Origin of the sequence: Streptomyces katrae (assembly GCF_000717655.1) — a bacterium.
Classification (GTDB): domain Bacteria; phylum Actinomycetota; class Actinomycetes; order Streptomycetales; family Streptomycetaceae; genus Streptomyces; species Streptomyces katrae_B.
Genome location: NZ_JNZY01000007.1, coordinates 77075 through 89589 on the forward strand (window position 1 = coordinate 77075; position 12515 = coordinate 89589).

General features: G+C 71.0%; 12 protein-coding genes. All 12 read left to right on the forward strand.

The genetic code is table 11. The annotated features are described in order from the left end of the window. The first annotated feature begins 89 nt into the window (after positions 1–89). The 12 genes from IF09_RS0110775 to IF09_RS0110830 all read left to right on the forward strand — a co-directional run bounded on the left by IF09_RS0110775 (position 90) and on the right by IF09_RS0110830 (position 12475). Positions 90–1412: an MFS transporter gene (locus IF09_RS0110775; protein ID WP_078613181.1), complete on the forward strand. Its 1323-nt coding sequence runs from the start codon at positions 90–92 to the stop codon at positions 1410–1412. A 58-nt stretch (positions 1413–1470) separates the two neighbouring features. Beyond that, positions 1471–2832 (forward strand): Pup--protein ligase, encoded by a 1362-nt coding sequence (pafA, locus tag IF09_RS0110780; protein WP_030294339.1) that lies wholly within the window; start codon positions 1471–1473, stop codon positions 2830–2832. 103 nt (positions 2833–2935) lie between these two features. After that, a complete protein-coding gene (locus IF09_RS0110785; protein ID WP_030294341.1) occupies positions 2936–3874 on the forward strand; it encodes an FKBP-type peptidyl-prolyl cis-trans isomerase in 939 nt (312 codons plus the stop codon). Between the two features lie 42 nt (positions 3875–3916). Next, a complete protein-coding gene (locus IF09_RS0110790) occupies positions 3917–4294 on the forward strand; it encodes an FKBP-type peptidyl-prolyl cis-trans isomerase (RefSeq protein WP_030294343.1) in 378 nt (125 codons plus the stop codon). A gap of 129 nt (positions 4295–4423) precedes the next feature. Continuing rightward, positions 4424–5380 (forward strand): helix-turn-helix transcriptional regulator, encoded by a 957-nt coding sequence (locus IF09_RS0110795; RefSeq protein WP_030294345.1) that lies wholly within the window; start codon positions 4424–4426, stop codon positions 5378–5380. A 90-nt stretch (positions 5381–5470) separates the two neighbouring features. Continuing rightward, positions 5471–6439 (forward strand): helix-turn-helix transcriptional regulator, encoded by a 969-nt coding sequence (locus IF09_RS0110800; protein ID WP_030294347.1) that lies wholly within the window; start codon positions 5471–5473, stop codon positions 6437–6439. Between the two features lie 132 nt (positions 6440–6571). Further along, complete coding sequence (locus tag IF09_RS0110805) at positions 6572–6844, forward strand: hypothetical protein (RefSeq protein ID WP_051832330.1); 273 nt, start codon at positions 6572–6574, stop codon at positions 6842–6844. A 27-nt stretch (positions 6845–6871) separates the two neighbouring features. Then, positions 6872–7072, forward strand: a complete 201-nt coding sequence (locus tag IF09_RS0110810) for a hypothetical protein (RefSeq protein ID WP_030294350.1) — start codon at positions 6872–6874, stop codon at positions 7070–7072. Positions 7073–7275: 203 nt separating this feature from the next. Beyond that, positions 7276–7572: a Sec-independent protein translocase subunit TatA gene (gene tatA / locus IF09_RS0110815; RefSeq protein ID WP_030294352.1), complete on the forward strand. Its 297-nt coding sequence runs from the start codon at positions 7276–7278 to the stop codon at positions 7570–7572. A gap of 73 nt (positions 7573–7645) precedes the next feature. After that, a complete protein-coding gene (gene tatC, locus IF09_RS0110820) occupies positions 7646–8611 on the forward strand; it encodes a twin-arginine translocase subunit TatC (protein WP_030294354.1) in 966 nt (321 codons plus the stop codon). A 17-nt stretch (positions 8612–8628) separates the two neighbouring features. Further along, entirely contained in the window at positions 8629–9540 is a 912-nt protein-coding gene (locus tag IF09_RS0110825; RefSeq protein WP_030294356.1) for a diacylglycerol kinase, read from the forward strand. Positions 9541–9622: 82 nt separating this feature from the next. Then, positions 9623–12475: a DEAD/DEAH box helicase gene (locus IF09_RS0110830; RefSeq protein WP_030294360.1), complete on the forward strand. Its 2853-nt coding sequence runs from the start codon at positions 9623–9625 to the stop codon at positions 12473–12475. Positions 12476–12515: the final 40 nt, after the last annotated feature.

Below are 12515 nucleotides of genomic sequence, written 5' to 3' on the forward strand. Positions count from 1 at the left end.
CGTGGTGGGGCCATGGTACGTATGACGTCGAAGGTTATACGTATTACTTGGATGACTCCCGGCTGGGTTCCGGGCAGAAGGGGGCGGACATGGCCGCGGGATACGCGGAGCTGCTCAGGACCCGGCACGCCGCGAGGCTGCTGACGGGCACGCTCGTCGGCCGCCTGCCGAACGCGACCGCGGCGATCGCGATCGTGCTGTTCACGCGGGCCGAAGGGGGCAGCTACAGCCTCGCGGGCGCCCTCGCCGCGGTGTACGGGGTGGCCAACGCGGTGGGTCAGCCGCTGCTCGGCCGTGCCGTGGACCTGTTCGGGCAGCCGCGGGTGCAGCTGCCTGCCGCGGTGCTTTCGGCGCTGGGCATGGCGTGGCTCGCGTTCGCGGGGACCGGGTCGGCGGCGGCCGCGTACGGGGCCGTGGTCGTCGGCGGGTTCTTCGCGCCGCCGCTGGAGGGCGGGCTGCGGGCGCTGTGGCCCTCCGTGCTCGGCGGCAAGGAAGAGCAGGTGCACGCGGCGTACGCGATGGACGCGGTGGCCCAGGAGATCATGTACACGGTCGGCCCGCTGCTCGTGACGCTGTGTGTCTCGCTGTGGGATCCGGCCGGGGCGCTGCTGGTGATCCATGCGCTCGGCGTGCTGGGGGCGCTGTCCGTCGTGGTCAGCGAACCCTCGCGGACGTGGCGCTCCGAGCCGCGCGAGGCGCACTGGCTGGGGGCGCTGCGCTCGCCGGGGCTGCGGGCGCTGCTGGGTGCGTTCTTCTTCGTGGGCATGGCGCTGGGTTCGATCACGGTGGCGGGCGTGGCGTATGCCGACGGCCACGGGGGCCAGTCGGTGTACGGCTGGCTGATGGCGGCGCTGGGTCTGGGCGCGCTGGCCGGCGGGGTGCTGTACGGGGCGCGGCAGTGGGCGGGTGCGCCGGAGCGGCGGCTGCGGCTGATCGTGGCGCTGCTGGCGGTGTGTTACCTGCCGCTGATGCTGGTTCCGGGGCCGGTGGCGATGACGGCCCTGTCGGCGCTGGCGGGTGTGTTCCTGGCGCCCGCGCTGGCCTGTGCGTTCATCGTGGTGGACCGGCATGCTCCGGTGGGGACGGTGACGGAGGCCTTCTCGTGGCTGGTGACGTTCTTCGGGGTGGGTGCGGCGATCGGCACGGCTGCGGCCGGGCCGGCGGTGGAACTGGGCGGGACCGCGAGCGGGTTCGGCGTGGCGAGTGTCGCGGGTGCGGCGGCGCTGCTGGTGCTGACGCTCACTCAGCGCGTCATGGCCGGTCCCGGCCGGACCCGTATGGTGGCGGGCTCGCCGTCGGGGTCCGCGGCGGATACGGATGCGGGCCCGGTCGCGGGTGCGGGCGAGCGTGCTGGCGGGGGCGGTGTGGAAGGCCGGGTGGGCGGTCCGGCGGAGCGGCTCGTCGGGAACTGATCGAAACGGCGTTCACGAACCCGGTTTCAGAACAGTGCAGAAGGCGTAATGTTCAGTCATGGACCGCCGCATTTTCGGGCTGGAGAACGAGTACGGCGTCACGTGCACGTTCAGGGGACAGCGCCGACTGTCTCCTGACGAAGTGGCGCGCTACCTCTTCCGCCGTGTTGTGTCATGGGGCCGCAGCAGCAATGTCTTCCTGCGGAACGGCGCCCGTCTGTACCTCGACGTGGGTTCGCATCCGGAATATGCAACTCCCGAATGCGACAACGTGACCGAACTGGTCACGCACGACAAGGCGGGCGAGCGCATTCTCGAAGGCCTGCTCGTCGATGCCGAACGCCGCCTGCACGAGGAGGGAATCGCGGGCGACGTCTATCTCTTCAAGAACAACACCGACTCGGCCGGCAACTCGTACGGCTGTCACGAGAACTATCTCGTGGCCCGGCACGGAGAATTCTCCCGCCTGGCGGACATCCTCATTCCGTTCCTTGTCACGCGGCAGCTGATCTGCGGCGCGGGCAAGGTGCTGCAGACCCCGCGGGGTGCGGTCTACTGCGTGAGCCAGCGGGCCGAGCACATCTGGGAGGGCGTCAGCTCCGCGACGACCCGGTCCCGGCCGATCATCAACACGCGGGACGAGCCGCACGCGGATGCGGAGCGGTACCGCCGCCTGCACGTGATCGTCGGGGACTCGAACATGTCCGAGACGACCATGCTGCTCAAGGTGGGGGCCACCGACCTGGTGCTGCGCATGATCGAGGCGGGGACGGTGATGCGTGACCTGACCCTGGAAAACCCGATCCGGGCGATCCGCGAGGTCAGCCACGACATCACGGGCCAGCGCAAGGTGCGGCTGGCGAGCGGGCGGGAGGCCTCGGCGCTGGAGATCCAGCGCGAGTACTACGACAAGGCCGTGGACTTCGCCGAGCGCCGGGGGATCCGTACCGGCACGGTGGACCAGGTGCTGGAGCTGTGGGGCCGTACCCTCGACGCGATCGAGGCGGAGGATCTGGACCGGATCGGGACCGAGATCGACTGGGTCATGAAGTACCAGCTGATCGAGCGGTACCGGGCCAAGCACGGCATGACCATGTCGAATCCGCGGGTGGCTCAGATAGACCTCGCGTACCACGACATCCACCGCCGGCGCGGGCTGTACTACCTGCTGGAGCGCAAGGGGCAGGCGGCGCGGATCTGCAACGACCTGAAGATCTTCGAGGGCAAGTCGGTGCCCCCGCAGACCACGCGGGCGCGGCTGCGCGGCGATTTCATCCGCCGGGCACAGGAGCAGCGGCGGGACTTCACGGTGGACTGGGTGCACCTCAAGCTGAACGACCAGGCGCAGCGGACCGTGCTGTGCAAGGACCCGTTCCGGTCGGTGGACGACCGGGTGGAGAAGCTGATCGCCGGGATGTGACATCGCGCTGATCTTTGCCGGGGCCCCGTACGGATCTCGTACGGGGCCCTCTGCACGCCTTAGAGTGGCGACGACCGCCAGCCGTCTGAGATCTGAGGAACCCGTGCGCCGACTTGCCGGCCTGCTTGTCGTACCCCTTCTGCTGCTGTCGACAGCAGCCTGTGGCGACAGCGGCTCCGACTCCGCCGAGATGAAGAACGGGGCGCCCGCGATCACCAAGGGTGCCAAGTTCGGTGAGACCCCGACCCTGTCCAAGGGCAAGGGTGACCCGCCGAAGGAGCTGAAGGTGGTGACCGTCAGCGAGGGCACGGGCCCGGCGCTGAAGAAGGGCGATGTCGCCCAGGTCAACTACCTCGGCCAGGTGTGGGACGGCAAGGAGCCGTTCGACCAGAGTTTCGGCAAGGGCAAGCCGTTCGAGGTGACCATCGGTGCAGGGATGGTCATCAAGGGCTGGGACCAGGGCCTCGAGGGCAAGAAGGTCGGCAGCCGCGTCGAGCTGGTGATCCCGCCGGAGCTCGGCTATGGCGAGAAGGGCTCCGGCGACAAGATCAAGCCGAACGCCACGCTGGTCTTCGTCGTGGACATCGTCAAGGGCACCTCGGTCCCGGCCTCGGCCACGGGCAAGGAGGTCGCGCAGGACAACAAGGACCTGCCGAAGATCGGGACGAACACGGACGGCAAGGAAGTCTCCGTGACCGTTCCGAAGGACTCCACGCCGCCGGCCAAGCTCGTCTCGAACTACGTGCTGGAGGGTGACGGCCCGGCCGTCAAGGACACCGACAGCGTCATCGTCAAGTTCAACGGCAAGACGTGGAAGGACGACAAGACCTTCGAAAGCACGTACGCCACCGACCAGACGGTGACGTGGCCGATGGACCAGCTCTCGGTCAAGGGCCTCAAGGACGGCCTGCTCGGCAAGAAGGTCAACAGCCGCATCCTGCTGGTCATCCCGCCGGACCAGGGGTTCGGCGACAAGGAGCAGGGCACCATCCCGGCGAACTCGACGCTGGTCTTCAGCCTCGACATCCTCGCCGTGATGTAAGACTGTCCCAGTTGACCTGATTCGTTTTTGAGGAGCAGTTCCGTGAGCAACCAGCTCGAGAAGCCCGAGATCGACTTCCCCGAGGGCCCCGTACCGGCCGACCTCGTCATCGAGGACATCTGGGAGGGCGACGGCGCCGAGGCCACGGCCGGCAACAAGGTCTCCGTCCACTACGTGGGCGTGGCCTTCTCCACCGGTGAGGAGTTCGACGCGTCCTGGAACCGCGGCGCCCCGCTGCAGTTCATCCTGGGCATCGGCCAGGTCATCGCCGGCTGGGACAAGGGTGTCCAGGGCATGAAGGTCGGCGGCCGTCGCAAGCTGACGATCCCCGCCCACCTCGCGTACGGCGACCAGAGCCCGACCCCGGCCATCAAGCCGGGCGAGACGCTGATCTTCGTCTGCGACCTGATGGGTGTCTGATCCGGCAACCCGTGATCGGTGAAGGGCCCCCGCCGTGAGGCGGGGGCCCTCGCTTTTGCCGGGGCCCGCCGGGGCGGTACGGTCAACGGTCAATGCAACTTGTAAGCGGAGAAGGGCGGAAGGGCGTCGATGGCGATTGCCAAGGCCGAGCGGCTGATGAATCTGGCGCTGTGTCTGCTGGGGACCCGTCGGCCGCTGAGCAAGCGTGAGCTGCGCGGTTCCATCGAGGCGTACATGGAGGCCGGCAACGACGAGTCCTTCAACCGCATGTTCGAGCGGGACAAGGACGATCTGCGTGAACTCGGCCTGGTCATCGAGACGGTGGAGAACCTGGAGGGCGAGACCGGATACCTCGCGCGCCGCGACAGCAACCGGCTGCCGCCCGTCTCGCTGGACGCCGAGGAGGCCGCCGCCCTCGGGCTCGCGGCCAAGGTCTGGCAGCAGGCCCGCCTCGCCGGAGCCGCCAGCGGCGCCCTGCAGAAGCTGCGTGCCGGAGGGATGCCGGAGGCCGGGGACCCGTACGAGGGCCAGCACAGCGCCATCGAACCGCGCATCCCCGTCCACGAGGCGGCCTTCGAACCGCTGATGCTGGCCTGCCGCGACCGCCGGCCGGTGGTCTTCGACTACCGCAAGTCCACCGCCGCGCGCCCCGAGACCCGCCAGGTCGAGCCGTGGGCGCTGGAATGCTGGCGCGGCCACTGGTATCTGGCCGGCTACGACCGCGACCGCGGGGCGGAGCGGGTGTTCCGGCTCTCCCGGATCACCGGCAAGGTCAAGTCCCGGGCGGCCAAGTACACCGCCGAGGTCCCGGACGTGGTCACCGTACGGGAGACCGTGGCCAGCTGGGCCGGGGAGAGCGCGGACCGCTCCGCGCTGATCCGGCTGCGGGCCGGCGCCGGGTACCCGCTGCGGGCCAAGGCCACCGCCGTGCGCGAGTGCGGGGACGGCTGGGACGAGCTGGAGATCCCGTACGGGCACGGGCTGGACGCCTGGCTGGTCGAGTTCGGGCCGGACGTGGTGGTCGTGGACCCCGCCGACCTGCGGGCTGACGTCGTGGACCGGCTGCGCGCCGTGGCCAAGGGCTGAGCCCGTCCCGGCACGCCCGGACCGCACAGATCGCATCACCGCACCACCGCACCGTTCGCAAGACGTGCCCTGAGGGGGAGACGTACCAGCATGGCTGCCAACGCCATCGACCAGACCCGCCGGATGCTGTCCCTGGTGACGTACCTGCGCGAGCGCCCCGGGGCGCACGTCGCCGACGTCGCCCGCGCCTTCGGGATCACCGAGGACGAGCTGATCTCGGACCTCGACGTGCTGCCCATGTGCGGGACCAGCTTCCGCGGCGGCGACCTGCTCGACATCGACACCGACGGGGAGCGCATCTGGTGGCGCAACCCCGACGCGTCGGGGGAGTCCACCGCCGAGCCGCTGCGCCTCGCCGCCGACGAGGCGACCGCGCTGCTGGTTGCCGCCCGCGCCGTGGCCACGCTGCCGGGGCTGCGCGAGAGCGACCGGGACGCGCTGCTGCGCGCCACCGCGAAGCTGGAGGCGGCGGCCGGCGAGGCGGCCGGGGCCAGCTCCCGGCTGTCGGTGACCTTCGAGGCGGAGGGCGGGGTCTTCGCGGACGTCGACCGGGCCATCGCGGAGCGCCGCCGGCTGTGGCTGCGCTACTACTCGCCGGCGCGGGACGAGCTGACCGAGCGCAAGGTCGACCCGATCCGGCTCTTCGCGGTGGGCCACACGTACATGGAGGGCTGGTGCCACCTCTCCGAGGCCCGGCGCACCTTCCGCCTCGACCGGGTCGCCGAGATCCGGCTGCTGGACGAGCGGGCCGAGCCGCCCGCCATCGAGCCGCGTGACCTGTCCGAAGGGCTCGTCCAGCCGGCCGCCGAGGACCCGGAGGTCGTGGTCGAGGTCGGACCGGGCGGCCGCTGGGTCGCCGAGTACTACCCGCACGACAGCGCCGAGGAGCTGTCCGACGGCGGTCTGCGGATCACGCTGCGCAGCCCGGACCCGGCCTCGCTGCGCCGCCTCGCGCTGCGGCTGGGCCGCGAGGGCCGGATCGTGGCGCCCCTGGAGCTGGCGGACAGCGCGCGGCAGGCGGCCCGGGAGGCCCTCGCCGGGTACGGGGAACAGGGCTGAGCCGGGGCAAGCGGCGGGCCGTGCGGGTGCGGGGCCGTGCCGTACGGGAGCCGTGACGTCCGCAAGCCGTGCCGCTGCAAGCTGTGCCGTCTGGAACGAATGGTCTGAGGGGAGCGCCGGGCGATGTCGCCAATGTCTGGGCCACGGGGTGTGCAAGCTGCCGCAGGATCGCCGGGGTGGTCGGCCGCGGTCGGGCCGGTCTCCTTCAAGGCGGCCTGTTCCGACTGCCGCGCCCGCTTCGAGCTGGACGCGGGGTCCCTGCGGCTGGTGATCGGCGGGAGCCGGCGGACCACGTTCTACTCCTTCACCTGTCCCGAGTGCGGGGCCTCCGTGAGAAAACCGGCCGGCGAGCGCATCGTGGAACTGCTGACCGGTGGCGGCGTGAGCACCCTGCGCAGCATCTGAGGCGCCCGGTGGCCTAGGCTCGACCCCATGCTGTGGCCGATGCTCGCAATCGCCCTGGGTTTCCTCGGGCTCGCCGTCCTCGCCGTCCTCGCCGTACGGGTCTTCGTCGAGGTGCGGCGGCTGTCCGGCCAGGTCGAGCTGGCCAGCCGGCGGATCGCGGACGCCTCGGGGGACCTGGAGCGCGCGGCCACGGACCTGGCGCGCGCGGGCGGCACCGCCCGGCCGTGACCCGCAGGTCTGCGGCCCGCACGCGTATGGAAAGTGCGCCGCGGGACCCGTACCGTCGGTCGCGGCCGCGCGCAAGGCGGGATACCCCCGGGGATTGCCGGGCGTTAACCCCCGGGGGTTACGATCCTTTCCTGAGCGGCCACGGATCCCGGTCCGGGCCGCCCACACCACAACCAGCCGTTTCGGTGAGAAGGAAGACACACATGATCGGCAATCTGAAGCCCCTCGAGATCCTTCTGATCATCGCTGTCATCGTGCTGCTGTTCGGTGCGAAGAAGCTCCCCGAGATGGCCCGCTCCCTCGGCAAGTCGGCCCGCATCCTCAAGAGCGAGGCCAAGGCCATGAAGAACGACGGCGCGGCCGACGACGCCGGCACCGCCGCGACGGTCGCCGACCAGACCCCGCAGCAGTCGACCGCCCCGCGCACCATCAAGGCCGCTCCCGGCGACGTGACCGGCTCGCGTCCCGTCAACGAGCCGAACCACACCACCCAGGGCTGACCGTCCGGCCGCCGGGCTGCCGGTCCGCGGTCGCGATCACGCCGGTCATCTGCAACGAGACAAGGGACGTGGGTTGCTCAAGTCTGCCCGCAAGCAGGAGAAGCAAAGCAAGCAGGAGAAGGACGCCGAAGGGCGGATGCCTCTTGTCGAGCACCTGCGTGAGCTGAGAAACCGCCTGCTGAAGTCGGTCCTGGCGATCCTCGTGATCACCGCCGTGGCGGCGTTCTACTACAAGAACCTCATCGACTTCATGCTGAAGCCGATGCTGGACTCCGTCGGCTGTACCGGCGGGGTCGTCTCGCAGCGCAACGGCCGGCCCTGCGCCGACATGACCGTGAACGGCCTCATCGCCCCGTTCTCCATCGCCCTCAAGGTCTCGCTCACCGCCGGTGTGGTGCTCTCGGCGCCGGTGTGGCTCTACCAGCTCTGGGCCTTCGTCGCCCCCGGTCTGCACAAGCACGAGAAGCGCTACGCGACGGCCTTCGTCGCCGTCGGCGCCCCGCTGTTCGGCGCCGGTGCGGTACTCGCGTACAAGCTGCTGCCGAAGACCGCGCAGATCCTCCTCGAATTCACCCCCGACAACGCGCGCAACCTGCTCCCGGTCGACGACTACCTCGACCTGGTCACGCGCATGGTCGTCGTCTTCGGCCTCGCCTTCGAGCTGCCGCTGCTGCTGATCCTGCTGAACTTCACCGGGGTCCTCACCGCGAAGCGGCTGGCGAGCTGGTGGCGGGCCATGGTGCTGGGCATCACGATCTTCGCCGCGTTCGCCACGCCCACCGGCGACCCGCTGACCATGCTGTCGCTGGCCGCGCCGATCATCGCCCTCTACTTCGTCGCCCTCGGGATCTGCCTGGTCAACGACCGCAGGCGGCGCCGGGGGAACCCCGACGCGCTGCTCGACGACGACCAGGCGGCGGAGCTCGACCTCACGCCCGCGCCGATCGGTGAGCTGGAGGCCGTCCAGGCCCCGACCGCGCTGCCCGAGCAGGCCGACGGAGGCCGCAGGCAGATCAACGGTTACGACGACGCGACCTGACAGGTACATTCCGGTGCGTGAGCGCTGAGATCACCCTCCTCGTCAACCCCACCGCGGGCCGCGGCCGGGGCGCGCACGCCGCGCAGCCGGCCGCTTCCGCGCTCCGGGCCGCCGGATTCTCCGTACGGACGGTCCTCGGCGCCGATGCCGCGGACGCGCTGGCCCGGCTGCGCACCGCCGTGCGCGAGGGCACCGGGGCGGTGATCGCCGTCGGCGGTGACGGCGTGGTCTCGCTGGCCCTGCAGGCCCTGGCCGGGACGCTGGTACCGCTCGGGGTGGTCGCCGTGGGGACCGGGAACGATTTCGCGCGGGCCATGGGACTGCCCGTGGGGGAGCCCGCGCAGGCGGGGCGGCTGGCCGCCGAGGCGCTCAAGGAGGGCCGGATCCGCGAGACCGACCTCGGGCGGGTGTCCCGGGCGGGCGCCGGGGCCGACGGCGGGACCTGGTACGGGACCGTGCTGTGCTCCGGCTTCGATTCGCGGGTCAACGACCGCGGCAACCGGATGCGGCTCCCGGCGGGCCGGTTCAAGTACGACCTGGCGATCCTCGCGGAGCTGGCCGCCTTCCGGCCGTTCCCGTACCGGATCACCCTCGACGACGGCCCGGTGATCGAGACCGAGGCCACGCTGGTCGCCGTCGGCAACGGGACCTCGTACGGGGGCGGCATGCGCATCTGCGCCGACGCCGTCCCGGACGACGGGCTCTTCGACGTCGTGGTCGTCGGCGACTGCAGCCGGGCCACCCTGCTGAAGGTGTTCCCGCAGGTCTACAAGGGGACGCACCTCGGCCACCCGAAGGTGACCGTCCACCGGGCCGCGAAGGTCACGCTGGAGGCCGCCGGGATCACCGCGTACGCGGACGGCGAGCCGCTCGGGCCGCTGCCGGTGAGCGCCGACTGCGTCCCGGGTGCCCTGCGGCTGCTGGCGTAGCGCGCCGGCCTGGCGGCGGCTGCGCGGTCCGCATAAATGATCGGGACTGTTGTCAGGGGCGACGGGTAGGCTCGAGAACAAGATGACCGAAGAACTTTCACCCGCCGAGCGGTACGCCGCTGCCCGGATCCGCGCCGCCGAAGAGGCCTCTGCCCTGGCCCCCTTCCGCGAGATGTACGAATTCGACCTGGACCCGTACCAGGTCGACGCCTGCAAGGCACTGGAGGCCGGCAAGGGCGTGCTGGTCGCCGCCCCCACCGGCTCGGGCAAGACGATCGTCGGCGAGTTCGCCGTGCACCTGGCCCTGCAGCAGGGCCGCAAGTGCTTCTACACGACGCCCATCAAGGCCCTGTCGAACCAGAAGTACGCCGACCTCGTCAAGCGCTACGGCGCCGCCAAGGTGGGCCTGCTGACCGGTGACAACAGCGTCAACTCCGAGGCGCCCGTGGTCGTGATGACCACCGAGGTGCTCCGCAACATGCTCTACGCGGGCTCGCAGTCGCTGCTCGGCCTCGGGTACGTCGTGATGGACGAGGTGCACTACCTCTCCGACCGGTTCCGCGGAGCCGTCTGGGAGGAAGTGATCATCCACCTCCCCGAGTCGGTGACGCTGGTGTCCCTGTCGGCCACCGTCTCCAACGCCGAGGAGTTCGGCGACTGGCTCGACACCGTGCGCGGCGACACCGAGGTGATCGTCTCCGAGGAGCGGCCCGTCCCGCTGTGGCAGCACGTCATGGCCGGCCGCCGGATCTACGACCTCTTCGAGGAGGAGTCCGACCACGGAGGCCGCGGCTCCGCGCGCCGCGAGGTCAACCCCGACCTGCTGCGCATGGCGCGCGAGGAGAACACCCGCACGTACAGCCCGAAGGACCGGCGGCGCGGCAAGATGGTCCGCGAGGCCGACCGCGAGCGAGAGCGGCGCTCCCGCGGCCGGATCTGGACCCCGAGCCGCCCCGAGGTCATCGCCCGCCTCGACGGCGACGGGCTGCTGCCCGCCATCAACTTCATCTTCAGCCGGGCCGGCTGCGAGGCCGCCGTCCAGCAGTGCCTGTTCGCCGGCCTGCGGCTCAACGACGACACGGCCCGCCTGAAGGTGCGCGAGCTCGTCGAGGAGCGGACCGCGTCCATCCCCGCCGAGGACCTGCACGTCCTGGGGTACTACGAGTGGCTCGAAGGCCTGGAGCGGGGCATCGCCGCGCACCACGCCGGCATGCTGCCCACCTTCAAGGAGGTCGTGGAGGAGCTGTTCGTCCGCGGCCTGGTCAAGGCCGTCTTCGCCACCGAGACCCTGGCGCTGGGCATCAACATGCCCGCGCGCACGGTGATCCTGGAGAAGCTGGTCAAGTGGAACGGCGAGCAGCACGCCGACATCACCCCCGGCGAGTACACGCAGCTCACCGGCCGGGCCGGGCGGCGCGGCATCGACGTCGAGGGCCACGCCGTGGTCCTGTGGCAGCGCGGCATGGACCCGGCGGGGCTCGCCGGGCTCGCCGGTACCCGTACGTATCCGCTGCGCTCCAGCTTCAAGCCCTCGTACAACATGGCCGTGAACCTGGTCAGCCAGTTCGGGCGGCACCGCTCGCGCGAGCTGCTGGAGACCTCCTTCGCGCAGTTCCAGGCCGACCGCTCGGTCGTCGGGATCTCCCGGCAGGTGCAGCGCAACGAGGAAGGCCTGGACGGCTACCGGGAGGGCATGACCTGCCACCTCGGGAACTTCGAGGAGTACGCGCAGCTGCGCCGCGACCTCAAGGACCGCGAGACGGACCTGGCCAAGCAGGGCGCGGCCCAGCGCCGGGTGCAGGCGGCGAGTTCGCTGGAGAAGCTCAAGCCGGGCGACGTCATCCACGTGCCGACCGGCAAGTTCGCCGGGCTCGCGCTGGTCCTGGACCCGGGCGTGCCGGCCGGGCGGGTCAACGGGCACCGCGGGTACGAGTACGCGGAGGGCCCGCGGCCGCTGGTTTTGACCGCGGAGCGGCAGGTCAAGCGGCTCGCCGCGATCGACTTCCCGGTGCCGGTCGAGGCGATCGAGCGGATGCGCATCCCGAAGACGTTCAACGCGCGCTCACCGCAGTCCCGCCGGGACCTGGCGTCCCAACTGCGGGCCAAGGCCGGGCACATCACGCCGGAGCGCCGGGGCCGCGGCCGGGCCGCCGCGGCCGACGACCGCGAGATCACCCGGCTGCGCGCCGAGCTGCGGGCGCACCCCTGCCACGGCTGCGACGAGCGCGAGGACCACGCCCGCTGGGCGGAGCGCTACCACCGGCTCAAGCGGGACACCCAGCAGCTGGAACGCCGTATCGAGGGCCGGACGAACACGATCGCCCGCACCTTCGACCGGATCCATGCGCTGCTCACCGACCTGGACTACCTGCGTGAGGACGAGGTCACCGTGCACGGCAAGCGCCTCGCCCGGCTGTACGGGGAGCTCGACCTGCTGGCGTCCGAATGCCTGCGCGCCGGGGTCTGGGAAGGGCTGACCCCCGCCGAACTGGCCGCCTGTGTCTCGGCGTTGGTGTTCGAGGCGCGGCAGTCCGACGATGCGGTGGCGCCGAAGGTGCCGGGCGGCGCGGCGAAGGCGGCGCTCGGCGAGATGGTCCGGATCTGGGGCCGGCTCGACGCGCTGGAGGAGGAGCACCGCATCAACCAGGCGGAGGGCGTCGGCCAGCGCGAGCCGGACCTGGGCTTCGCCTGGGCGGCCTACCAGTGGGCCTCCGACAAGAGCCTGGACGAGGTGCTGCGCGAGGCGGAGATGCCGGCTGGTGACTTCGTGCGCTGGTGCAAGCAGGTCATCGACGTGCTGGGGCAGATCGCGGCAGCGGCTCCCGCGTCGTCCGCTCCCCCCTCCTCGCAGGGCGGGAGCACGGTCGCGCGCAATGCCCGCAAGGCCGTGGACGCACTGCTGCGGGGTGTGGTGGCGTACAGCTCGGTCGGCTAGGCGTTTTTGGAGCTTCCTCCGAAGGTGGTCGTGGCCGGAT